At 60.9% G+C, this 23,335-nt stretch carries 25 protein-coding genes and 1 tRNA gene; 10 read left to right on the forward strand and 16 right to left on the reverse strand.

What is annotated here, in order from left to right; genetic code table 11:
- The first annotated feature begins 62 nt into the window (after positions 1-62).
- Positions 63-281 (forward strand): hypothetical protein, encoded by a 219-nt coding sequence (locus tag J3O30_RS07365; protein ID WP_207583586.1) that lies wholly within the window; start codon positions 63-65, stop codon positions 279-281.
- A gap of 9 nt (positions 282-290) precedes the next feature.
- On the opposite strand, the gene J3O30_RS07370 is transcribed toward J3O30_RS07365, so the two are convergent.
- The 3 genes from J3O30_RS07370 to J3O30_RS07380 all read right to left on the reverse strand — a co-directional run bounded on the left by J3O30_RS07370 (position 291) and on the right by J3O30_RS07380 (position 2,665).
- The gene (locus tag J3O30_RS07370; protein ID WP_207583587.1) at positions 291-1,793 is read right to left on the reverse strand and encodes an AMP nucleosidase; all 1,503 of its coding nucleotides are present in this window, start codon (positions 1,791-1,793) and stop codon (positions 291-293) included.
- An 88-nt stretch (positions 1,794-1,881) separates the two neighbouring features.
- Complete coding sequence (locus J3O30_RS07375; RefSeq protein WP_164010299.1) at positions 1,882-2,061, reverse strand: hypothetical protein; 180 nt, start codon at positions 2,059-2,061, stop codon at positions 1,882-1,884.
- A gap of 265 nt (positions 2,062-2,326) precedes the next feature.
- Positions 2,327-2,665 carry a DUF2147 domain-containing protein gene (locus J3O30_RS07380; protein WP_207583588.1) on the reverse strand — a complete coding sequence of 113 codons (339 nt, stop codon included), beginning with the start codon at positions 2,663-2,665 and terminating at the stop codon, positions 2,327-2,329.
- Between the two features lie 444 nt (positions 2,666-3,109).
- Between J3O30_RS07380 and J3O30_RS07385 the strand changes: the two genes are divergently transcribed.
- On the forward strand, positions 3,110-3,376 hold the full coding sequence (locus tag J3O30_RS07385; RefSeq protein WP_018071017.1) for a sel1 repeat family protein: 267 nt from the start codon (positions 3,110-3,112) through the stop codon (positions 3,374-3,376).
- 200 nt (positions 3,377-3,576) lie between these two features.
- Here J3O30_RS07385 and J3O30_RS07390 read toward each other — a convergent pair whose 3' ends face one another.
- The 3 genes from J3O30_RS07390 to J3O30_RS07400 form a co-directional block, all read right to left on the reverse strand.
- On the reverse strand, positions 3,577-4,689 hold the full coding sequence (locus J3O30_RS07390) for a pyridoxal phosphate-dependent aminotransferase (protein WP_207583589.1): 1,113 nt from the start codon (positions 4,687-4,689) through the stop codon (positions 3,577-3,579).
- A 160-nt stretch (positions 4,690-4,849) separates the two neighbouring features.
- On the reverse strand, positions 4,850-5,251 hold the full coding sequence (locus J3O30_RS07395; RefSeq protein WP_116405296.1) for a PilZ domain-containing protein: 402 nt from the start codon (positions 5,249-5,251) through the stop codon (positions 4,850-4,852).
- Positions 5,252-5,486: 235 nt separating this feature from the next.
- Positions 5,487-5,888, reverse strand: coding sequence for a DUF2177 family protein (locus J3O30_RS07400; protein WP_207583590.1), 402 nt, complete (start codon positions 5,886-5,888; stop codon positions 5,487-5,489).
- A 161-nt stretch (positions 5,889-6,049) separates the two neighbouring features.
- Between J3O30_RS07400 and J3O30_RS07405 the strand changes: the two genes are divergently transcribed.
- The gene (locus J3O30_RS07405; protein WP_207583591.1) at positions 6,050-6,496 is read left to right on the forward strand and encodes a host attachment family protein; all 447 of its coding nucleotides are present in this window, start codon (positions 6,050-6,052) and stop codon (positions 6,494-6,496) included.
- Between the two features lie 105 nt (positions 6,497-6,601).
- On the opposite strand, the gene J3O30_RS07410 is transcribed toward J3O30_RS07405, so the two are convergent.
- The gene (locus tag J3O30_RS07410) at positions 6,602-7,468 is read right to left on the reverse strand and encodes a LysR family transcriptional regulator (RefSeq protein ID WP_207583592.1); all 867 of its coding nucleotides are present in this window, start codon (positions 7,466-7,468) and stop codon (positions 6,602-6,604) included.
- Positions 7,469-7,559: 91 nt separating this feature from the next.
- Here J3O30_RS07410 and J3O30_RS33130 point away from each other — a divergent pair, with 91 nt between their 5' ends.
- A complete protein-coding gene (locus J3O30_RS33130; protein WP_246762736.1) occupies positions 7,560-7,811 on the forward strand; it encodes a hypothetical protein in 252 nt (83 codons plus the stop codon).
- Here J3O30_RS33130 and J3O30_RS07415 read toward each other — a convergent pair.
- On the reverse strand, positions 7,762-8,094 hold the full coding sequence (locus J3O30_RS07415; RefSeq protein WP_049733849.1) for a hypothetical protein: 333 nt from the start codon (positions 8,092-8,094) through the stop codon (positions 7,762-7,764). The genes J3O30_RS33130 and J3O30_RS07415 overlap by 50 nt on opposite strands.
- A 355-nt stretch (positions 8,095-8,449) precedes the next feature.
- Between J3O30_RS07415 and J3O30_RS07420 the strand changes: the two genes are divergently transcribed.
- Positions 8,450-8,890, forward strand: a complete 441-nt coding sequence (locus tag J3O30_RS07420; RefSeq protein WP_207583593.1) for a glyoxalase superfamily protein — start codon at positions 8,450-8,452, stop codon at positions 8,888-8,890.
- Between the two features lie 72 nt (positions 8,891-8,962).
- Positions 8,963-10,330 (forward strand): MATE family efflux transporter, encoded by a 1,368-nt coding sequence (locus J3O30_RS07425; RefSeq protein ID WP_207583594.1) that lies wholly within the window; start codon positions 8,963-8,965, stop codon positions 10,328-10,330.
- Positions 10,331-10,374: 44 nt separating this feature from the next.
- On the opposite strand, the gene J3O30_RS07430 is transcribed toward J3O30_RS07425, so the two are convergent.
- From J3O30_RS07430 to J3O30_RS07465, 8 genes are all read right to left on the reverse strand, one after another.
- On the reverse strand, positions 10,375-10,536 hold the full coding sequence (locus J3O30_RS07430; RefSeq protein ID WP_207583595.1) for a hypothetical protein: 162 nt from the start codon (positions 10,534-10,536) through the stop codon (positions 10,375-10,377).
- A 102-nt stretch (positions 10,537-10,638) separates the two neighbouring features.
- Entirely contained in the window at positions 10,639-11,475 is an 837-nt protein-coding gene (locus J3O30_RS07435; RefSeq protein WP_207583596.1) for a helix-turn-helix domain-containing protein, read from the reverse strand.
- 72 nt (positions 11,476-11,547) lie between these two features.
- Complete coding sequence (locus J3O30_RS07440) at positions 11,548-11,775, reverse strand: DUF1127 domain-containing protein (protein ID WP_207583597.1); 228 nt, start codon at positions 11,773-11,775, stop codon at positions 11,548-11,550.
- Between the two features lie 88 nt (positions 11,776-11,863).
- A complete protein-coding gene (gene iolB, locus J3O30_RS07445) occupies positions 11,864-12,661 on the reverse strand; it encodes a 5-deoxy-glucuronate isomerase (RefSeq protein ID WP_207583598.1) in 798 nt (265 codons plus the stop codon).
- A 179-nt stretch (positions 12,662-12,840) separates the two neighbouring features.
- On the reverse strand, positions 12,841-13,758 hold the full coding sequence (iolE, locus tag J3O30_RS07450) for a myo-inosose-2 dehydratase (RefSeq protein WP_207583599.1): 918 nt from the start codon (positions 13,756-13,758) through the stop codon (positions 12,841-12,843).
- Positions 13,759-13,822: 64 nt separating this feature from the next.
- On the reverse strand, positions 13,823-15,673 hold the full coding sequence (gene iolD, locus J3O30_RS07455; RefSeq protein ID WP_207583600.1) for a 3D-(3,5/4)-trihydroxycyclohexane-1,2-dione acylhydrolase (decyclizing): 1,851 nt from the start codon (positions 15,671-15,673) through the stop codon (positions 13,823-13,825).
- 197 nt (positions 15,674-15,870) lie between these two features.
- A complete protein-coding gene (iolC, locus tag J3O30_RS07460) occupies positions 15,871-17,805 on the reverse strand; it encodes a 5-dehydro-2-deoxygluconokinase (RefSeq protein ID WP_207583601.1) in 1,935 nt (644 codons plus the stop codon).
- Between the two features lie 92 nt (positions 17,806-17,897).
- Positions 17,898-18,773 (reverse strand): MurR/RpiR family transcriptional regulator, encoded by an 876-nt coding sequence (locus J3O30_RS07465; RefSeq protein WP_207583602.1) that lies wholly within the window; start codon positions 18,771-18,773, stop codon positions 17,898-17,900.
- 206 nt (positions 18,774-18,979) lie between these two features.
- Here J3O30_RS07465 and J3O30_RS07470 point away from each other — a divergent pair, with 206 nt between their 5' ends.
- The 4 genes from J3O30_RS07470 to J3O30_RS07485 all read left to right on the forward strand — a co-directional run bounded on the left by J3O30_RS07470 (position 18,980) and on the right by J3O30_RS07485 (position 23,318).
- Entirely contained in the window at positions 18,980-20,095 is a 1,116-nt protein-coding gene (locus tag J3O30_RS07470; RefSeq protein WP_207583603.1) for a Gfo/Idh/MocA family oxidoreductase, read from the forward strand.
- Positions 20,096-20,181: 86 nt separating this feature from the next.
- A complete protein-coding gene (locus tag J3O30_RS07475) occupies positions 20,182-21,399 on the forward strand; it encodes an FAD-dependent oxidoreductase (RefSeq protein WP_207583604.1) in 1,218 nt (405 codons plus the stop codon).
- A 254-nt stretch (positions 21,400-21,653) separates the two neighbouring features.
- Positions 21,654-21,745 (forward strand) — tRNA-Ser (locus tag J3O30_RS07480).
- A 565-nt stretch (positions 21,746-22,310) separates the two neighbouring features.
- A complete protein-coding gene (locus tag J3O30_RS07485) occupies positions 22,311-23,318 on the forward strand; it encodes a porin (RefSeq protein ID WP_207583605.1) in 1,008 nt (335 codons plus the stop codon).
- The last annotated feature ends 17 nt before the right edge of the window (positions 23,319-23,335 follow it).

A 23,335-nucleotide genomic window follows, 5' to 3' on the forward strand; every position in this document is an offset into this window, starting at 1 on the left:
CTGTCGAAACGGCAAGTCAGCACTCGACAAGGCTTCATCGAAACCTGTCGAGGAGAACGACAATGAGCATTCTTGAAATCGCGCTGGCAAGCCAGATCTGGGCACGTCGCCATGAAAAGCGTCAGCAGGAGTTCCTCGAAAGCGATGGGCTGAAGATTCTCCAGCGCGTCGCTTTCGCCTTCCTGGCCTTCACCCTGTTGATCGCAGGGCTGAATATTGCCGCTGGCAGGCCGCAGACGCTTGCACAGCGCTCAGTGCCTGTTGTGATGACAGGCCGATGAGGAAACGGCCTATTGGAAGGCCGTTTCGAAGAAGCTGCGCAGCTTGCGCGAATGCAGCGCTTCCGTCGGCATGGCGGCAAGCTTCTGCACGGCGCGGATGCCGATCTGCAGATGCTGGTTGACCTGTGTGCGGTAGAAGGCCGTCGCCATGCCCGGCAGCTTCAATTCGCCGTGCAGCGGCTTGTCGGAAACGCAGAGCAGCGTGCCGTAGGGCACGCGGAAGCGGAAGCCGTTGGCGGCGATCGTCGCCGATTCCATGTCGAGCGCGATTGCGCGCGCCTGGGACAGCCGCTTCACCGGCCCGCGCTGGTCGCGCAGTTCCCAGTTGCGGTTGTCGATCGTCCCGACGGTGCCGGTGCGCATGATGCGTTTCAGCTCGAAGCCCTCGTAGCCGGTGATTTCGGCAACGGCTGCCTCAAGCGCCACCTGCACTTCGGCCAGCGCCGGGATCGGCACCCAGACCGGCAGATCGTCGTCGAGAACATGGTCCTCGCGCATATAAGCATGGGCAAGCACATAATCGCCGAGCCGCTGGCTGTTGCGAAGACCGGCGCAGTGGCCGAGCATCAGCCAGGCATGCGGGCGCAGCACGGCGACATGATCGGTGATCGTCTTGGCGTTGGAGGGGCCGACGCCGATATTGATCATGGTGATCCCGGCATGGCCCTTCTTCTTTAGATGGTAAGCCGGCATCTGCGGCAGGCGCGTAAGCGCCGCATCGGTTTCCGGCGCGCTCGAGCCGGGCAGGGTGACGATGTTGCCGGGCTCGACGAAGGCCGTATAGCCGTCGCCGCCCTCCGCCATCAGCTTGCGAGCCCAGCTGCAAAATTCGTCGATATAGAACTGATAGTTCGTGAACAGCACGAAATTCTGAAAATGCTCGGCATGCGTCGCCGTATAATGCGACAGACGGGCGAGCGAATAGTCGATGCGTTGCGCGGTGAATGGCGCAAGCGGCGAGGGCTCTCCCGGTGGCGGGATATATTCGCCGTTGGCGATCTCGTCATCGGTGGTGTTGAGGTCGGGCGTGTCGAAAATATCGCGCATCGGAACGTCGATGAAGGCGTTTGTCGATGCTTCCACATGCGCACCCTCGCCGAAGGCGAAATGCAAGGGGATCGGCGTCGTCGATTCCGACACGATGACCGGAACATTGTGGCTCTTCACCAGGAGCGCCAGCTGCTCCTTCAAGTAATGCTTGAAGAGCTTCGGCCGGGTGACTGTCGTCGTATAGATGCCCGGTGCCGTGACATGGCCGTAGGAAAGGCGCGAATCGACATGGCCGAAGCTTGTCGTCTCGATGCTGACCTGCGGATAGAAAGCACGATAGCGCGAGGAGATCGGAGCGCCCTGCGCCAGCTCGGTGAAGCTCTTGATCAGGAATGCCGTATTGCGCTCGTAAAGCGCCGTCAGCGCCTCCACCGCCTTGGCGGGATCATCAAAGCTCTGCGACTGGAAAGGGGGTGGCGAGGATATGTCGAGCGGCGACAAAGGGGAGATTCGTTTGTTCATGACGCATTATAGAGAGTTGTTTTTGACAAGCAAACGACGCGCGCCGGCGGAATCCGATTATTTTATCGTCTTCCGCGTCAGATGCCGCTCACTGCACCGATGGCGCGCAGAAGGTGCCGTTTCTCTCCAGGCAGGTATAGCTCGCCCCGAAATGCGACTGTGCGCCACCGCCGCCATTGTGCACCACCACCGCCGAAAACGTGATCGCGAAGATCGCCGCAAACAGTGTGATGATGCTGAAACGCCTTGCCAGAATATACATGTCCATTGCCTTGCCCCCGATACGCAACTCTATCGTGACAAGGGTTTTGCCATGGGGCGGCTGAATGAGTGCTGAGATACCGGTTCATCCAGCGTTCAGCTTGCCGGGGAGGCTCGGGCGGGTTGCGGAGGGGATTTACAAGGGTTCGCCAGGCCCGGCTCAACGCGTTCGATTTTGCCGGGTCGCTTGGGTGAAGGGGCGGAAAAGGGCCGCTGGCATGCCGGGGCGTTGGCATGCCCCGCGTTTGGTGATCGTCGTGCAGCCGCCAGGCTCAGAGCCGTGTCCATGTCTGGGCCTTGCAGAGGACCTTCATCACGCAGCCTTGCATCCTCAGCGAATTGCCGGAAATCTTGCCCGAGCCGCTATAAGTCTTGTCGGCGGCCGGGTCGATGATCTCGCCGGCATAGCTGCCACCGGTTCCCGCAAGCGTGCCGATCTTCCGGCCGGCATATTTGCCGGTCTTCAGCGTCACGCAATAACTGCCGCCGCAGGAAGCGATCACCGCCGTATCGCCGGCGGCCGTCTTCCAGTTACCGACGATCGGCTCCTCGGCATGCGAGATCCCCGCGATCATTGTTATGGCGGCGGCGAGAACGAAGCTGCGGATCATCTTTTCCTCCATGATGTCCCTGATCGGCCGCGAAACTAACTGACGCGAACGTAAAGGTAAATAAGCATGGTTGTTATCCCGCAGACTGGGCAAAAGACGCGAGAAAAAGCCGTGCGGCGGCCTTTCAAAAATATCGCCTGCTGATTTCATGATGAACGATCCCTTTATTTTCAGATCTGAATCTTTCGTAAAATTCGAGCGAAAATCCCTAATCCGCAAGGCATCTGATGTTTAACAAAAACCCAAATTTACCAAGCATTTGCACTTTGTTTGTCTAGAATTAATCATGCATTTTAGGCGTTTTTTGAAAGCCGTTTGGCATAGTGAACCCATCAAACGAGCGGGGCAAACCCGCCGGACCGCAAGGGCCGCAAGCCGCGATAGACGGCAAGGCCCAGAGGTAAAACAGGGTAAGTCATAAACAGGCTAATAGGGATAAAACCGATGGCACGCTTTGAAATGCACAATGCTGAAACGGCCACCATGGGTGGCGACAACAGCGCCGATGTCTTCTGCGAAATGGGTCTGATGTATGCGACCGGCCGCGGTTGCGAAGTCGATCTTGTCGCAGCTCACAAATGGCTGAACATCGCCGCAATCAAGGGCAACGACCGCGCCGCCGAGCTTCGTGCCGACGTGGCCGCCGCAATGGACAAGATGCAGCTCGTGGCAGCGCTACGCGCCGCCCGCGAGTGGATGACGGTTCACTGACATTGTCCTGCCGGCAAATCGGCAGGAACGATATAACAACCTCGAAAAGAGGGGCTGGCGGGCACTTTAGATGGGGCCGACGCCGGGAGAACGGAACCGCGACCGGATCCTCCACCCGGTCGCGGTTCTCGCTGTTTTACAGCAAAGAGTGAGAGCATGATGCCGCCCGAAAACCGCTGACATTTTCGGCACATGCTCCATCAGCCGATCTGTTTCAGCACCTGCGGCAGGGTTTCTTCGAGAAGCGCCATATCCGCCTCTGGCCCGACGCTGACGCGAATGCAGCGATTGAGGGGCGCCACGCCAGGCATGCGGATGAAGACGCCGCGTTCCATCAGACCGTCGACGATCGCCCTGGCATATGCGCCGTCGCGGCCGGCGTCGATCGCCACGAAATTCGTTGCCGAGGGCAGGGGCTCAAGGCCGTTTGCCCGGGCGATACCGCCGATCCGGTCGCGCGCCGCGTGGATTTTCCCGACCACCTCGACGAGATAGGCCTGGTCCTTGAGGGCGGCGAGCGCTGCGGCCGTCGCCAACCGGTTCATGCCGAAATGATTGCGGATCTTGTCGAAGGCCTGCGCCGTGCCGGCGGCCGAGATCACGTAGCCGGTGCGCGAGCCGGCAAGCCCGTAGGCTTTGGAGAAAGTGCGGGTGCGAACGACGTTCGGCAGGTCGATAAGCGAGGAAATCGACGGCAGCGACCCTGCCGGCCCGGTCTCGCTATAGGCCTCGTCGAGCACCATCAGCGTCGTCTCGGGCAGCGCCCGGGCGAAAGCGACGATCCTGTCGGCATCCCACCAGCTCCCCATAGGATTGTCGGGATTGGCGAAATAGACGAGCGGCGCATTCTCGCGCTTCACGGCATCCAGCAGCCCGTCGAGATCCTCACGGTCGTTTGCGTAGCGAACCGTCACCAGTCGGCCGTCGAAACCGGTCACATGGAAGTTGAAGGTCGGGTAGGCGCCAAGCGAAGTGACGACAGGCGCGCCCGGCTCGATCACCAGCCGGACGATTTGGCCGAGCAATTCGTCGATGCCGCTGCCGATGGCGATATTGGTGGCCGAGACGCCGAGATGGGCGGCAAGCGCTTGCCTGAGCGCGAAATTTTCCGGATCATTGTATTTCCAGATATTGCCGGCCTCCTCGCGCATCGCCGCAAAGACGGAAGGGGCTGGACCAAAGCCGTTCTCATTGGCGCCGATACGGGCCAAAACGGCAAGTCCGCGTTGGCGCTCGATCGCCTCGGGGCCGACGAAAGGAACTGTGGAAGGCAGGGCGCTGGCAAGAGGCGTGAAGCGCGAAAAGGCGGACATGCGACGGCGGTTTCCCGGATATCGTGACAATTGGCGAAACAATAGGCCCGGGCACGGCCAACGCAAGCAAGATTATTTCCGCAACGGCAGCCCAGCGCGTCTTTTCAGACGCGCGAGACGCCAATCCCGATTCAAGGAATTATGCAGCCTCTTGGCCTGTTCACGCCCGGAAGATCGGCCCGCGCCGGGCGGCGATCGCTTCCATATTGCCGACGAGGAAATCGGTGCGGACGACGCGGCGCAGAACCTCGGGGTCCATAATGTTGATGAACCGCACGCCGATGCGTTCCTTGTGACGATAGACTTCGGCGCATCCGATGCGATAGGCGAGGCCGAGAATGTTGAGATAATAATGCTTCGGCAGGCCGGCCGTGGTCGATACGACAAACGTCGCGCCACCCTGGGAAATATCGATGATCTCGGCGCTTCGCATCGAGACGCCTGTGAGGCACGGCCGGACGGCGACGATGCGGGCTGGCCGCTTGACGCTGAATTCTTCCCAGCGCAGGTCGTAAACAGCGGACTTCACCGTGGCAAGGTGTGTGGCGCGGAGCATAGACATTCACATTCTCCGTCAGGACGCATTTGGGGTCTATGATCTCGATCAGGGCGGTTTTGATCGAGCAAGCTGGTCTTCATCCCGAGCAATCTGGTCTTGCTCCCAACCAAGGTCACATGAATGTTTTGCACATTCGTCAAATATAAAATTACAATTTTAACGAGTTCAAACTTTGTTCCTATGCGGGACGCCGTCATGTCCATTATCGGGACGCGGGCTTTCACTCCTTGGTATCGTTTCAGGCAAGAATTCTGACGGCGAGATATCCGCCGCCGGCGGTCAGCGCCGTCAGCAACGTGCCCCACGCCATGTCGACAAGGCTCATGGCGAGTGGCCAGTTGCGGAGTGTGGCAAGATTGGTGACGTCATAGGTGCCATAGGCCGCCAATCCTAGAATGGCGCCGTGAAGAAACGCTGTGGCGATCGAGCCTGCCGACAGCGCGGGCAGCACTGCAAGCACGACCACTGCGGCGGCGAAGAACAGGTAGAACAATGCGGCGACCGCTAGATTGGGGGAAGGGAGCATCAGCGCCCCCAACTGGTCGCGATAAAAGTTGCGGGCGATGAGGCCAAGCCATATCCCGTCGCAGACGAGCAGGGTGAGAAAGGTGCCGGCATAGGCCAACAGTGATGTCTTCATCGTCAATCTCCCGAACCTGCCTTTTCTACGCAGCAAGGGCCGACCGGATTGCCGCCCGTTCGATTTCGGTGCAATTTTCCCGAACTCTTTCAACTGCCGGGCGTTCTGCCTTGATCGATGACGCAGGGCGCGCTTCGAATGACGACAGCGAGGAGTTGAAAATGGCCAACGTTAAAATCCCTTTGGAATCATGGGTTGTGGTCTGTGACGGAGCCAAGGCTCTGATCATGCAGAACGCGGGCGATGCCCAACTGATGAACCTGAAGGTGCTGGAAACCCTGACGCAGCCGAGCGCGCCGGATCGCGAGATTGGCGCCGATAAGCCCGGCCGAACCCATGCAGCAAATGGCTTCAGCGGCAGCGCTGTCGAGGAGACCAGCTGGCAGGATCAGGCCGAAGCCGAATTCCTGAAACAGGTGGCGGAAAAGCTTGACGAACTGGTGCAGGAAAAGAGTGCCCGCCGCATCGTTATCGTCGCACCGCCAAAAGCGCTCGGCACATTGCGGCCGGCGCTCAGCGCCGATACCCAGGCCGTGATCACCGCGGAAGTGGCGAAGGACTATACGAATATGCCGGTCGATGAGATCGAGCGCCATCTCGCCGCCTGAACCGACAGAAGCCTATCGACAGCGCCGCGCGTCGATTCCGGCGCGTTAAGGACGCTGTACACTTTGAATGATGGGGGCGCGGGTCGAGAGGCCCGCGTTTTTGTGTCATATCGACGGCCTCTGCCCGGCAAACAGGTCTTCATGATCGGCAAAGAGTGCCGCCAGGCGGTCGATGACGATCCTGACCTCCGGCCGTTGCCGCTCGTCGTCATGCGCAACGATCCACATTTCGTAGGTCAGTTCGTCGATGAGAGGCCCGGCGCGGACAAGGTGGCGTTCCGGGTCGCCGATGAAACATGGGAGCACGCCGCGGCCGGCGCCCCCACGGATCAGGTAAAACAGCATATGCGGCGTGTTGGTCCAGCTGGTGATCCAGTAATCCGGCTGTTCGAACGTCCATTTGTCCGCCGGCGTGACGGCGGTATCGGTGCCGAGCGAGATCCAGTTGCAGTTGGCTTCGTCATAGTCTGCCGCCTGGTAAACCGCATGCGCCACCTTGACCGAGCGGCGGATCGCGACGTTACCGCTGTCCGGCCGGCTGTGGCCAACGGCGATATGCGCTTCCCGGTAGGTGAAATCGACGCTGGCATCAGAGGTCTTGTAGCACATGCGGAAACTGTCCTTCGGCGTCCAGACGCTGGCCAGATGGTCGGCGATGAAACGCGACGTCCAGCTGTCGGCGGCCGTCGAGACGATCGGCAGTGTCAGAACCTCGCCGCGCCAGTCGGAGATCGCACGCGCCGCATCCTGCATCAGCCGGACGCGGTCGAGCAGCTCCTGCCCGTCCCTCGCGAGCAGATAACCGGTGGGGCCGCGGCTGAACAGTGATCGGCCCGTCACTCGTTCAAGCGCCAGCATCCGCCTACCGATCGTCGGCGCGCTGAGCCCGGTGCGCGCGGCTGCGGCCGAGAGCCCGCCGCCGGTCGCGACATGGAAGAAAAGTTGCAGGTCGTCCCAGCTCGCATCTTTCATGAATGAAAACCCCCTTTCCCCAGCGCCTCTACATCGAAAGGGCGTGAAGGCTTAGCTCAAGTGCTCCAGCCAATAGATGGAGGATGAAGCAATGCTTCTCAACTGGGTAGTTCTCTTCAGGGAAATCGAAATCCGCAATCGCCGGATCCGCCGCGATGCTTTTGCCGACCCGCTCGATCGACCGGAGTGGCGCGGAATTCTCTGGGTTGTTCCGATCATTGCTCATCTGGCCGCAAGACGGGGCACAGAAACGAAGGTGCCATGCCGCGATGATTCGCCGATCGCAAGAAGCCTCAGGTTTCGAAGCTCAGTCGCAGCACGTGGTGCAGGAATTCCGGATTGAGCAGCATGTTGAAGCTGACCGTCACCCATTCGCCTTCGCGCTTGACCATGGTTGCGCCGATCTCGTCATGGATGCCAAGAATTTCGAGGAAGAAATGGCTCGGCATTTCCAGGTTCGGGCTCACTTCGAGCAGTGCGCCGGCAAGCGTGATCGTGCGGATCAGACAACGCACCTGCGTTCCGGTGCTGAGGTGATGGCCGACGAAGATGATGTTGCCGGGCCTGTCGAGATTGAATTCCCTGTAAGCTCGTTCCGGCTTGGGGTGTTCTGTGTCGAGGTGCATCTGAAAGGCCCTTTCAGCCTCCGCTTGTTCTACCACAGGATATTAGCTGAAGAATGCTGACAGCTGCTGAACAACTTCGATAAGATTGAATGCAGATGTAGAACTTGCGAGAAAATCGCACCGATTTCGAGCAGATTTGCCCCAAATTTGCTCATTCCCCGGTGCGCATGCGCCATTCTTGACATGTCGGCGGCGTTCGCGCATACAGAGGCCGGTTCGAGGCACCAGCCGCTCGCGGATGAAAATCCATGGTGAAGTCCTCGCGATCATGGTCACGGCCCCTTGTGCATGCTGACTGGCGGCAATGCGAGCTCCCATTCACAGTCGAAGAGCATGCCTTGCGAAGGCTCACTCCATGACGGCGACCTATCCTGCCATTGAAGAATTGAAGGCCCAGGCCAAGCGATTGCGCCAGGCGATGAACGATCGCGGCACCGCACTGACCCACAGTGCAGCCCTCGAAATAATTGCCCGCCAGCACGGCGCGCGCGATTGGAACACGCTCGCAGCCCTTGCAGCAAAGCCCAATGCCAGCCCGAAGACACAGCTCTTCGTCGGCGCCCATATTCGCGGCCGCTATCTCAATCAGCCGTTCACCGGCGAGATCCTGGCGCTTTCGGCCTTGCCGGGCGGCGATCTCCACAGGATCACCATCCATTTCGACAAGCCGGTTGATGTCGTCACCTTCGAAAGCTTTTCGGCCTTTCGCCAGCGCGTGAATGCGCAGATCGATGCCGACGGCGTCTCGCCGCGGAAGACCTCGAACGGCGTGCCGCATCTGGTGCTCGATCTCTAGATTGCTTTTTTTGAGGCCGTCCAGATCCGGATGATTTTGCCGGCTCGGGCCTTTCCACCCACGGATTTCTCCATGACCGCTCTTTCAGAAGGCAACGCCTTTCTCACCGGCTGGCTGCCGGCCGTCTTCATCAAAACGGCGGCGCCGATCGTCGCGATCACCACCGTCAATGGCCTCTTCACCGTCGTCGACGCCTATTTCCTCGGCGCCTATGTCGGCCCTGACGCGCTTTCTGCAGTCAGCCTGATTTTCCCGGGATTGATGCTGCTCATCGCCCTGCAATCGCTGGTCTCGAACGGCATGGCCAGCATCCTTGCCCGCCGGCTCGGCGCCGGCGATCGCCAAGGCGCGCGCCGAGTATTCACAGGCGCCCATACGCTGGCGCTCGCAGTCATCCTGATGCTCAACGCGCTCTACTGGATCGCGGGCCGGCAGATCATCGATGCCGGTGCTGCCGGCAATGCCGCGGTGGCCGAGGGCGCCATGCTGTTCATGGGCGCGATGATCGCCTTTGCGCCGGTCAGCTTCTTCCTGTCGCTGCATCTCGACGGATTGCGCTGCGAAGGCAAGATCGGTTTCATGACGCTGGTGACGCTGTCGGCCTCGCTGCTGAACATTCTCGCCAACTGGCTGTTCATGGCCGTCATGCATTGGGGCGTGCTCGGTTCGGCGGTCGGCTCCATCGCATCGCAATTCGTCTGTCTCGCAGCCGTGCTCGCCTATCGCCGGCGCCGGCCGGCGGCACTCAGGCCTTCTTTGGAAACCGCATTGACCGAGTGGCGCCGCATCGTCGCCTTCGGCGCGCCGATGAGCCTCGGCTTCATCGGCATATCGCTGGCCTCGGCAGCCATTCTGGTCAATATCTCGCTCTGGAACACGCATGACCACGTCGCGACGATCGCCGCCTACGGCATCATCACCCGGATCATGACCTTCACCTATCTGCCGCTGCTCGGCCTCAGCATCGCCCTGCAGACGATCGCAGGCAACAATCATGGTGCTGGTCTCGGGCGCCGCGTCGGCCAAAGCCTGCAGATCGCCATGCTCTCAGCGCTCATCTATTGCACTCTGGTGGAGATTACTGTCGAATTGCTGGTTGGCCGCCTCGGCGCCGTCTTTGTCGCCGATCCCGCCATTGTCGGCGAGGTCAGGCGAATTCTGCCCTGGACGATCGGCGCCTATTTTCTTTTCGGGCAGATGCTGATTCTGTCGTCCTATTTCCAGTCGATCGGCGATGCGCCGCGCGCGGCGATCTTCGGCCTGTCGCGGCCCTATCTGCTGACCCTGCCGCTCACTTTCCTGCTACCCTTTATCTTCGGCGAGCAGGGGATCTGGATGGTGCCGGTCTTTGCCGAGGCAGGCATGTTTATCCTCGCCTTCCTGGTCCTGTCACAGAATGCGAAACGTCGCGGCTGGCGTTACGGGCTTCTGCCGGCCTGAATCGCAAGAGCCGCGCTGGGAGCGCGGCTCTTGCCTGATGTCTTCTATTCCTTGCCTGTTGGAACTGCCGATGTAGCGGCTTCCGCCTCGTTCAACGCCTCGGCGCATTCCTGGCAGCAGACCTCGACGGTCTTGCCGCCGAGCTTGACGGTGATGGTCTCGGCGCCGAGTTCGCAGTCGCAGGCGGCACAGGTTGTCTTCTTCATCTGGTGATCCTCCGGTTGATCGTCCACGGATCGGGACGGGCTGATAAGATCATCGAAGACCGCAACGCCGCTGTCGAAATCTTTAGCGATCGACCTGGACCATCACCTCCGGCGCAGCTGCGTCGCGCGCTGGAATTCGGCCGGGGTCTGCCCGAAGGATTGTTTGAAGGAGGCGCTGAAATGGCTGTGGCTGGAAAAGCCGAGATCGAGCCCGAGCGCGGTCAGATCGTCGTACTCTCCGAGTAGATCGAGCGCGCGGGCAAGTCTCAGCCGCAGCTGATAGCGATAGAGCGGTGTCGCCTCGACCTGTTGGAAGACCTGGGTGAGATAAACCGGCGAGACGCCCACTTCGACGGCGATTTCGCCGAGCGTCCAGCGCCGCGCGAGATCGGAGGAAAGCACCAGCTTTGCCCGGTCGACGAGTTTCTGCCGGCCGGCGCTGGCGCCCGGCGCATGCGATGTGCGCTCGCCGAGCGAGCGGCGGACCAGCGTCAGTGCGAGTGTTTCTGCCTCCAGCGTTTCGGCGACATTGCGGCTCAAACCGTGACGCAGGAGGGCGACCAGCGCCTGTGCGCGCGGATCGATCCGTCGGCGCTGGCGGCGGAAGGAAAAAGCAGGGCCGGGCTGCACCTGATCTTTCGGCGCGAGTTCTTCGAGCATGGTTTCGTCGATTGCCAGATCGATGCAGGCGTCGCCACCTTCGATCGGATGGCTGATCCGATATCCCTGGCCGGCATTGAAGAACAACAGCTGATTGGCTTCGGCCACCGTGTCATTGCGGCCGACATGCCGCATGAAGACGCCGCGATAGGGATAGACGAGGCTTGTTGCGTGGGCGCATTCTTCGTCGCTCTTATGGCGGCACTCACCATTGCAGACGATGTCACGAATGGTGATCATCTTCGTTTGCAGGAGCGGTGCTGTTGAAAACTGCGACATTTGATGTTCCGGGTCAGGACAGGCCGCCGACGAGGCGGCCCGAGGCACAGTATCACAACTGACGCCTGTATTTTAGTAGCGACTATAGACGTGAACGTCGCTTTCTGTCTGCCCCCTGGAGAGACCGATATCTTTCAACTGATCGTCGGAAAGTTCCATTAGCGCATTACTGTTGCGCCGTTCGCCTATCTTGCGCGCCAGCCAGCGTGCTGCCGCGACGACGGCAAGAAGCAGGCCGGGACGGAAATGACGCGAAGAGCGAATATTCCGGGCCGAGATTGTGACATTCGAGCTGTGCATGGTGTCCTCCATCCGTGTTTGGATGGAAGCAGTGAACCATCAACGGCAGCTTGCCGCTGTCAGATTATTTAGCGATCTGACGCAGTCCTCACGCCTTGACCAGCCACTCGTGCTCGACGGCGTTGTGGAATTTCCAGATCCGCGTCGGCCCGGCCATGACGTTGAGGTAATAAAGATCGTAGCCATGGCAGGCGGCGCAGGGGTGATAGCCTTTCGGCACCAGCGTCACGTCGCCGTCCTCGATCGCCATCGCTTCGTCAAGCGAGCGGTCGTCGGTGTAGACGCGCTGGAAACCGAAGCCCTGCGGCGGGTTGAGACGGTGGTAATAGGTCTCTTCCAGGAAGCTCTCGTTCGGAAGGTCGTCCTGGTCGTGCTTGTGCGGCGGATAGGACGATGTATGGCCGCCGGGCGTAATCACCTCGACGACAAGCAGCGAATGCGCCGAGCTGTCGTCCTCAGGCATGATATTGTTGACGTAGCGCACATTCGTGCCCTTGCCGCGCGTCACCTGCGCATGCGTGCCCGGCGGAATTTCCTTCGCCGGATAGGTGCCACCGCCGGGCGCCGAGCAAACGGCGAGCTCCAGATCAGTTTCAGCCGTCACCGACCACGTCGATTCCATCGGGATGTAGAGCGCATGTGGCGCGCCTTCGAACGGGTTCATGCGGCCGCCGAGCGTGCCGAAATCCTTGGTGCCTGCCGACGCCTTGCCCTTGCCGCTCACCCAGACGAGGCACACTTCGCGGTTGCCGGTCTCTCCGGAAACGGTATCGCCCGGTTTCATCCGATGCAGGTCGAAGCCGACATAGGTCCAGCCGGCATTCTCAGGCGTGACATGGGTGACCCGGCCATGTGTGCCCGATGGTTTGACCTTGAGGTTTGGCATGGGTGTTTCTCCTCGTAAGTTAGGGGGCGCGGCCCCTCATCCGGCTGCCGCCACCTTCTCCCCGAGGGGAGTAGGGATATGTCGCGCCGTCTCTTTTCCCCTTCTCCCTTCGGGGGAGAAGGTGCCCGGAGGGCGGATGAGGGGGCCTCTTGCTCCAGCAGTTTGGCAGGACCTTTCAGTTATCCCTTCGGAAACCCTTCGGTCTCGACTGTATAACCCGCAGCGGTCATGACCCGCATCAATTCCGCATGGCCGATCTCGGCCATCTTCTGCGGAGGTGACTTGCGTGGATCCTGTTCGGCCTCGACGACGAACCAGCCTTCATAGCCGTGATCGGCCAGCCGCTGGACGATGGCGCCGAAATCAAGCGAGCCGTCGCCCGGCACCGTGAAGGCGCCGAGCGCCACTGCGTCGAGGAAGGATTGCCGGCTGCGGTCGAGCCCGTCGACGACAGGCTTGCGGATGTCCTTGACGTGAACATGGTTGATGCGGGCGTGGTGGTTGCCGATGGCGCGCAGCACGTCGCCGCCGGCAAAGGCGAGATGGCCGGCATCGAGCAGCAGCGGAATGCCTCCGCCCGAGGAACGCATGAAGGCGTCGAGTTCCGGCTCGGTTTCGACGACCGCAGCCATATGATGGTGATAGGAGAGCGGCATGCCCTGTTCGGCGCACCATTCCCCGAACTCGGTGACGCGGCGCGCGTAGGCCTTCATCTCGTCATCGGAAAGGCGCGGCTTGGTCGCGAGCGGCTTGGACCGGTCGCCCTGGATCGAGCGGCCGACCTCGCCATAGACGATGCAGGGCGCATTGACCGCCTTGAACAGCTCGATCATCGGAGCGATGCGGTCCTTGTTGGCGGTAAGCTCCTCATTGACCAGCGTGCCCGAGAACCAGCCGCCGCACAGCGTCACGTCGGCGGCGCGCAGGATGGGCAGCATATCCTGGGGATTGCTGGGGAAACGACGGCCTTGCTCCATGCCGGTAAAACCGGCGCTACGCGATTGCCGAAGGCATTCCTCCAGCGATACGTCGTCGCTGAGTTCAGGAAGATCGTCGTTCCACCACGCGATGGGCGACATGCCGAGTTTGGCCTTCATCATATTCTCCTCAAAAGCACTGCGGAAGAGCGGTTCCGCTCCTCCGAAAAATGACAGCAGTAGATTAGCCGATGCGCTGGGCGGCGCGTGCGTCGACATAGCCCTTGCGCGCTTCGTTGACCTGTTCGCGGGGGCTGACCTCCGGCACCGCGACATCCCACCAGTGGCCGCCGGCTTCCGTGGTGATCAGCGGATCGGTGTCGATGAGGAAGACCGAGGTGCGATCGTTCTTCTTCGAACCGGCGATCGCCTGTTCCAGCTCGGTGATCGAGCCGACCTTGACGGCAATGGCGCCCATGCTTTCGGCATGCGCGCGGAAATCGATCTCCGGCATCACCTCGTGATAGGAGTCCTTGAGCAGATTGTTGAAGTTGGCGCCGCCGGTGCCCATCTGCAAGCGGTTGATGCAGCCATAGCCGCGATTGTCGAGCACGACGATGTTCAGCTTGAGGCCGAGCATGACCGAGGTCGCGATCTCGGAGTTCATCATCATGTAGGAACCGTCGCCGACCATGACGACGACATCCCGTTCGGGATGCGCCATCTTGGCGCCGAGCCCGCCGGCAATCTCGTAGCCCATGCAGGAAAAGCCATATTCCATGTGATAGCTGCCCGGCGCTGTCGCCGGCCAGAGTTTGTGCAACTCGCCGGGAAGGCCGCCCGCAGCGCAGAGTACCGTCGTATTCTCGCCGCCGATCGTGCGCGCCACCGCGCCGATCACCTGGGCGTCGGAGGGCAGGGCGGCATTGGTCGTCGCCAACGCTTTGGCGGCGGCCTCCATCCAGGCCGTCTTCTCCGCAGCCGCCTTTTCGGCCAGTGCCGCCGGCGCCTTCCAGCCGGAAAGCCCCGCCGAAAGCGCCTTCAGCCCTTCGCGGGCATCGGCCACCAGCGGATGGCTGTCATGCTTCACCGCATCATAGGCGGCGATATTGAGACCGATCATCCTGAGACTATCGTTCTTGAACAGCGCCCAGGAGCCGGTGGTGAAATCCTGGCAGCGGGTGCCGACGGCGATAACGAGATCCGTCTCTTCGGCAATCGCATTCGCCGCCGACGTGCCGGTGACGCCGACCGAGCCAAGCGCCAGCGGATGGGTCTCGTTGATCGACGATTTGCCGGCCTGGGTGACGACAACCGGAATGGCGTGGGCCGCGGCAAAGGCGGCAAGCTCCTTCGTCGCCTGCGAATAAAGCACGCCGCCGCCGGCAACGATCACCGGCTTCTGCGAGGCCTTGATCAGCGTGATGGCATTCGCCAGCTCGTCTGCATCCGGCTGTGGCCGGCGGGTCGTCCAGACTTTTTCATCGAACAGGCTTTCCGGGTAATCGTAGGCTTCCGCCTGGACGTCCTGGCAGAGCGACAAGGTCACCGGGCCGCAATCCAGCGGATCCGTGAGCACTTGCATGGCGCGCTTCAGCGCCGAAATGATCTGCTCGGGCCGGGTGATGCGGTCGAAATAGCGCGAAACCGGACGGAAGGCATCATTGGCCGAAACCGTGCCGTCGCCGAAATCCTCGATCTGCTGCAGCACCGGATCTGGCGCGCGGTTGGCGAAGACGTCGCCCGGCAGGAAAAGAACGGGAATACGATTGACATGCGCGACGCCGGCGGCAGTCACCATGTTCAGCGCGCCGGGGCCGATCGAGGTGGTGCAGGCCATGAAGCGCGTGCGGAAATTCGCCTTGGCATAGGCGATCGCCGCATGCGCCATGCCCTGCTCGTTGTGGGCGCGATAGGTCGTCAACTCTCCGCGCACCTGATAGAGCGCCTCGCCCATGCCGGCGACGTTGCCGTGGCCGAAGATCGCCCAGACGCCGCCGAAGATCGGCACCTTCTTGCCGTCGACAATAGTCATCTGCTTTTTGAGGAAATGCGCGACGGCCTGCGCCATCGTCAACCGTATCGTCTTGCCCATCGAGGCCTCCCGAACTTTGAACTCTTTATCTATCTTCCCCTCCCCAACCCGTCCCCACAAGGGGGAGGGGCTAAGCTGCCGGGCTCTCTGCATTCGCGCCGCAACGTTTCAACCAAAGGACGCTCGTTCATGGCGTGAGGCGATGCCTCAAGTTAAGTCCCTCCCCTCGGGGAGGGGTTGGGGAGGGGTCTTATTTCCTACTGACGGCCGCGCGTCTTCAGCCACGCCTCTGTCAGCTGCCGGAAGCGGCCGGCCATATCGGCGATCGCTTCCTCGTCGTTCATTGCGCCCGAAAGCCAGGCGCGCGCCGCATCGGCAAAGATCGTCCGGCCGACGGCAAAGCCCTTCACCGAAGGGGCAGCCAGCGTCGCCTCGAAGCAGGAGATCAGCTCGTCGGCGGGCGCTTCGAGCCCCAAGAGCACGATACCGCGGCACAAGGGATCATTTCTGGCGATCACCGCATCGATCTTCTTCCAGGCTTCGCTCGATCCCTGCGGCTCGAGCTTCCACCAGTCAGGCTTGATGCCGAGTGCATAGAGCTCCTCTAGCGCGGTTGCGATCGTATCGTCCGTCAGCGGCCCGTTCTTGCCGGCAATGATCTCCACCAGCAGCTCGCGCCCGACCTTGCGGGCCGCCTCGAACAGCGTGCGCAGTTTCTCCTGCTGCTCCGTCTTCAATTCAGCCGGATCGTCGGGATGATAGAAGCACAGGCACTTGATGCAATGGCCAAGCGGCCATTCCACCAGCTGTGAGCCGATATCCTGGCTGAATTCGAAGCGCAGCGGCTTCGAGCCCGGCAATTCCACCGGCCGGCCGATCCAGGAAAAATTCTTCGCCGCCGCATCGAAGAAGGCGTCGCGGCCAAAACGTTCGTCGATCAGCATGCCGTAGCCATCGCGGCCATTCGAAACCCGCGACGCGGCGGCGACCGCCAGCCGCTTGAAGGCGACGATCTTTTCGTGGCCGACGCCGAGTTCATCGGCGACGCTGACGAGTTGTGAACGATGATCAATCGCCAGCGCCATCAGCAGCGGGATTTCGCCGCGCCGGGTCGATGCCCAGTGGATATGGTTGATCGCCTCGTCCTTGCGCAGCGCCCGATGTTTGCTGCCGGTCGTCAGGAAGAAGTCGAGTTCCGCCCAGGTCGGATACTCCGGCGAGCAGAGCAGGCGGGAGACGGCAAAGGCGCCGCAGGCATTGGCCCAGGTGGCGCAGGTCTTCAGCGGCTCGTCACGCAGGAAACCGCGCAGGAAGCCGGACATGAAAGCATCGCCGGCGCCGAGCACGTTGAAGACTTCGATCGGGAAACCCTCGCCGACGATGCCGGCTTCAAGTTCGTCGGCGATCGGCCCGTCATAGACGATGCAGCCCATGGCGCCGCGCTTGAGCACGATCGTCGCCGGCGACAGGCGACGAATCTCCTTCAGCGCGCCGAGTACGTCGTCGGCGCCGGAAGCGATCATGATTTCCTCTTCGGTGCCGATGATGAGGTCGCAATCCGGCAGCGTCTCCTTCATCTTCGAGGAGACCCGGTCGGATTTCACGTAGCGCTCGAAGCCTTCCGCATGGCCGGCAAGGCCCCAGAGATTCGGCCGGTAGTCGATGTCGAAGATTACCTTGCGGCCGTTCGCCTTGGCGATGCGAATCGCCTTGCGTTGCGCAGCCTCGGTATTCGGCCTCGAGAAATGCGTGCCGGAAACGAGAACGGCGCGCGACGATCTGATGAAATTCTCATCGATATCGCCTTCATCGAGCGCCATGTCGGCGCAGTCGGACCGGTAGAAGATCATCGGCGACACGCCCTCGGCCTCGACCGCAAGCAGCACCAGCGCCGTCAGCCGCTCCTTGTCGGTGACGATGCCGTCTGTTGCCACACCTTCGCGCGCCGACTGCTCGCGGATGAAGCGTCCCATCTGCTCGTCGCCGACGCGTGTGATGAGGCCGGATTTAAGGCCGAGCCGCGCCGTGCCGATGGCGATATTGGCCGGGCAGCCGCCGACGGATTTGGCGAAGGAGCCGATATCCTCCAGCCGCGAACCGATCTGCTGGCCGTAAAGATCGACCGAGGAGCGGCCGATGGTGATTACATCAAGCGCCGGCTCCGGCTGTGAGCTCGGATTCGATTGTACCATGATGTCCTCCCGCTAGATTTTGCGCGGCTTCCAGTGCCTGCGAATTTTCAATAATGAAACATCGGTTCCGTTATTTTGTCAATTCGGAATGTTTATTCCATTTTCGCTTTTCCAGCTTTTGACTGCTGGCGCTTGCGGCGCCGTTCGGCGATCGCCACCGGTAGCGCCATGGTGAGCGCCATCGAGGCCGAAAGCGAACGGAAGCCGGCGAAATCGGCTTCCGCCACCTCGAACCAGTGCGTGGCGCAGGCGGCAAGCGGCGAGAAGGCCGAATCGGTGATCGCAATGACGGGGACGCCGCGGTCGGCAAGCTCCTGGCTCTGGCTGAGGCTGTCGGCCGCGTAGGGCGAGAAGCTCGCGGCGATCGCCGCATCCTTCGGTGTTGCGAACTGCACCATCTCGGGGTCGACACCGTTCGGCGAGGCGACGATCTGGTGGCGGATGTTGAGCTTGGAAAAAGCGTAGGTCATGTGCGCCGTCAGCGGGTAGGAACGCCGTTTGGCGATCAGATAGATGGTTTCTGCGGCGGCAAGGATACTCACCGCTTTCGTGAACGTATCGCTCTGCACCGTCGCCGCCAACCGGTTGACCGACTGGCTGGCCGCGGCAATGAAACCGGAAAGCAGATTGGCGTCCTCGTCGTCGCCGCTCGTTTGCTCCAGCGTGACGAGCCGCTCTTCATAGCTCAGGGTTCGGTCGCGCAGCCTTTCGCGGAAGATGCTCTGCAGGTCGGAAAAGCCTTCGTAGCCCAGATGATGCGCCAGGCGCACCAGCGTCGAGGGCTGGACGTCGGAGGCGGCTGCAATGCTTGCCGTCGTGCCGAAAGCGATCTCGTCGGGATTGCCGAGCGCGAAAGCGGCGACCTGCGCCAGCCGCTTCGGCATGTTCGCCTTGCGCTCGATGATGGTGCTGCGCAGGCTTTCGAAATCGCGCGGCACACGCGCCTGCCTCTGGGGATCGTTATCCATGCTTGCTGCCCGCGAGATGAAACAAATATTCCATATTATTGAGCATAGACGATTTCAAATCACACGCCTAATTGTTTTTAATCCTCTGTAATTGAAGGGTTTTGAACAATTTTTCGGGAAAAACGCGAAAATGCCTGCGGACAACTCTCTTGTCAAAATGATCCAAATATTCCAAAAATCCGCGCGCAGCTTTGGAGGAGACGGAAATGAAGTCACTTGGCATCGGTTTGATCGGCACCGGCTACATGGGCAAATGCCATGCGTTGGCGTGGAATGCGGTGAAGACCGTGTTCGGCGATGTCGAGCGTCCGCGTCTCGTGCATCTGGCCGAAGCCAATGCCGGGCTGGCGCAGACGCGGGCCGGTGAATTCGGATTCGAGAAGGCGACGGCCGACTGGCGGGAACTGATCGCCGACCCCGAGGTCGACGTCGTCTCGGTCACCACGCCCAATCAGTTCCACGCCGAGATGGCGATTGCAGCCCTCGAGGCCGGCAAGCACGTCTGGTGCGAAAAGCCGATGGCGCCCGCCTATACCGATGCCGAGCGCATGCTGGAAACGGCGGAGCGTTCCGGCAAGGTTGCCGCCCTTGGCTATAATTACATCCAGAATCCCGTCATGCGGCACATCAAGATGCTTGTTGGTGAGGGTGCCATCGGCACGGTCAACCATATCCGCGTCGAGATGGACGAGGATTTCATGGCCGATCCCGATGTCTTCTTTTATTGGAAGAGCGAGCTTTCCGCCGGCTACGGCGCGCTCGACGATTTCGCCGTGCACCCGCTGTCGCTGCTCTGGTACCTCTTCGGCCATGTCGAGGCCGTCATAACCGACATGGTGAAGCCCTATGCGAACCGACCGCTCAGCGACGGTGGCCGTCGCGCCGTCGAAAACCACGATGCCGCCAACGTGCTGATGCGGCTTGGCGGCGGCATCTCCGCTGTCTTGATGGCGAATCGCGCCGCCTGGGGCCGCAAGGGCCGCATCGCTCTGCAGATTTATGGTTCGAAAGGCTCGATCGTCTACGACCAGGAGCGGATGAACGAATTCGAACTCTATCAGGCCGAAGGAAGTGGCTCCGAACAGGGTTTCCGCAAGATACTGGCGGCGCCCGCCCATCGGCCCTATGATCGGTTCATCCCAGCGCCCGGCCACGGCCTAGGCTTCAATGATCTGAAGATCATCGAATGCCGCGAGCTGATCCGGGCGATATCGGGCGAGCCGTCGTCGATCGTGACATTTAAAGACGGTCTCAGGATAGAGAAGTCGGTGCATGCCATGGCACAGTCCTTCCACGAGCGTCGCTGGATCGAGATCGGCTGAAGGTAAGAAGCCGCTTTCCGTTGACGGCGCGCAGAGCAGGGAATAGGCCTTGGCGCGGTTGTCGGCGCATTTTCGGGAGTGAGATCGTGACGGATAGACTGGTGATCATCGGCGCGGGACAAGCCGGCTTCGCATTGGCGGCCAAGCTGCGTGCCTTGAAGGACGCGCGCCCGATCACCCTTATCGGCGCCGAAGACGTGGCGCCTTATCAGCGCCCGCCGCTTTCGAAGAAATACCTGCTGGGCGAAATGACCTTCGACCGCCTGCTGTTCCGCGCCGACCACTGGTATGCCGACAATAACGTCGATCTTCGCCTTTCGACCTGGGCCGAGCAAATCAAGCCGGACAGCAAACAGGTTCTGCTGCAGGATGGCTCTGTTCTCGATTACGGCACGCTGGCGCTCGCCACCGGCTCGACGCCGCGCCGGCTGCCGGCCGCAATCGGCGGCGATCTCGAAGGCGTCTATGTCGCCCGCGACAAGCGCGATGCCGATCTGCTCGCCGACGAGATGCGCCCCGGTCGCCGCGTCCTCATCATCGGCGGCGGTTATATCGGCCTCGAGGCGGCAGCCGTCGCCCGCCACCGCGGCCTTGAGGTCACCGTCATAGAGATGGCTGACCGCATCCTCCAGCGCGTCGCCGCGAAGGAGACCGCCGACATCATGCGCGGGATCCATGAGACCCATGACGTGGTGATCCGCGAGAAAACAGGGCTCAAGCATCTGGTCGGCAGGGATGGCCGCGTCACTGGCGCCGCCCTGTCCGACGGATCGGTTATCGACATCGACTTTGCCGTCGTCGGCATCGGCGTCGTGCCGAATGACCAGCTCGCCAAGGAAGCCGGCCTCGAAGTCGCCAACGGCATTGTCGTCGACGAATTCGCTCGCACCTCCGATCCGGCGATCTTTGCCGCCGGCGATTGCGCAGCTCTTCCCTGGCAGGGTGGCCGCATCAGGCTCGAATCGGTGCAGAACGCCGTTGACCAGGCCGAAGCGGCGGCCGCCGTCATCGCCGGTGGCAGCGAGCCATATGATCCGAAGCCGTGGTTCTGGTCCGACCAGTATGATGTCAAGCTGCAGATCGCCGGCTTCAATCTCGGTTATGACGAAACGCTGCTGCGCCCCGGCGCCCGCGAAGGCGCCCATTCGATCTGGTACTTCAGGCAAGGCCTGCTGATTGCCGTCGATGCCATCAACGACGCCAAAGCCTATGTGACCGGCAAAAAGCTGCTGGAATCCGGGACCAACCCCGACAGGTCGATTCTCGCCGACCCCTCCGCCGACCTCAAGCGCCTGCTTGGCTGAGCCCAAGACCGATCGTCGCAACGAATCACAGCCAGCGGAATCGCCGTGCTCGGCTCGCCGATGATATCGAACGCCGGGCAGCAAAGCTCAGCTTCTTCGCTAAAGAGAACGAAGCGCGATCAAATTCCGCGGATCAGCCCAGGAAATGCGGTCTGTTTAAGCAACCGGTCGAAATGCCGGCCACTGCATTTCTTCTGGTGAAACCTGAAAAAACCCTTGCATTCACAGACCGGTCACCATAGTTAGGCCGCACCGGAGAGGTGGCCGAGTTGGTCGAAGGCGCTCCCCTGCTAAGGGAGTATACGTCAAAAGCGTATCGTGGGTTCGAATCCCATCTTCTCCGCCATTTTGATTTTTCCCAGCTCAAATCGATTCTTACTGTCCGGCAGAGAACCCCCTTCGCTTGGGTAGGTCTCGCGGCTGCGCGATGAGAAAAATCGCTCCGCTCTGGGCGAGAGAATCGCCGGCGGGAATCACCGCCCGCTCCCATGCCCCGGCAAGCGGCGAAACCGGTTCTGTGCATGTCCGGTTACGCTTGCCGCAGTGGCGATATCTCCTTCAGCATCCGGATTTCGTCAAAAAGGCGTCCCAAATATGTTGCGCAGCCCATGTCCAGTTCATTGTTGATCCGACCTAAGCCGCCGCAAAATCAGGGTTTTCTTAACAAAGCATAAAGGAAATCGCGGCCGGTGGCCCGACTTGTGTCCTTTCAGCAACAGAATGTCGGGAAGGCTCCCCCAAAACCCCCGTCCGAGTAAGTTGGTGATTGCGTGACGGCTTCCGTCTTGTATTTTCAGCGTCGGAAGCAAGGGCGACTGATCGTCCACTTCTTCAAACACGGGGATGGGGCAGGGAACGCTGCTCAGCGAAAGATCCCAAACCCGATCGAAACTTTGAATTGGAGGTCATTTATGAACATCAAGAGCCTTCTTCTCGGCTCCGCTGCTGCTCTCGCAGTAGTTTCCGGTGCTCAGGCTGCTGACGCTATCGTTGCTGCTGAGCCGGAACCGGTTGAATACGTTCGCGTCTGCGACGCTTACGGCACCGGCTACTTCTACATCCCGGGCACCGAAACCTGCCTCAAGATCGAAGGCTACATTCGTTTCCAGGTCAACGTTGGCGAAGATATCGGCGGCGATTCTGACTGGGATGCGGTTACCCGCGGTCAGGTTCAGTTCACGGCCAAGAGCGATACCGAGTATGGTCCGCTGACCGGCGTCATCGTCATGCAGTTCAATGCTGACAACGCCACCGATCAGGAAGCCAAGCTCGACTCCGCTTACCTCGACGTCGCCGGCTTCCGCGCCGGTCTGTTCTACAGCTGGTGGGACGATGGCCTCTCCGGCGAAACCGACGATATCGGCTCTCCGGTTACGCTGCATAACTCCATCCGTTATCAGTACGAAACCGGCGACTTCTATGCTGGCATCAGCGTCGACGAGCTGGAAGACAGCCCGTTCTATGATGGCGAAGAAGCCAACAACGTCGGCGTTGCAGTCGGTCTCGGCGGTAAGGCTGGTGCATTCAGCTACCAGATCACTGCCGGCTATGACACCGACAATGAAGAAGGCGCCGTCCGCGCAATGGGTACGGTTGAAATCGGTCCCGGCACGCTCGGCCTCGCAGCTGTGTACGCCACCAACCCGAACGCTTACTACAACGCGGCCGAATGGGCGATCGCTGCAGAATACGCCATCAAGGCGACTGACAAGCTGAAGATCACCCCTGGTGTTCAGTACTACAGCGACTACGGTGTTGACGGCAGCGACTTCGCCGACGGCGATGCTTGGAAGGTTGGTCTGACGGTTGATTACCAGATCGTCGACAACTTCTACGCCAAGGCTTCGGTTCAGTACCTCGATCCGGAAGATGCTGACGACTCCACGACGGGCTACTTCCGTCTGCAGCGTTCGTTCTAATCTGATCTGATTTCGGT

This window comes from Rhizobium sp. NZLR1 (genome assembly GCF_017357385.1).
In the GTDB taxonomy this organism is placed as follows: Bacteria; Pseudomonadota; Alphaproteobacteria; order Rhizobiales; family Rhizobiaceae; genus Rhizobium.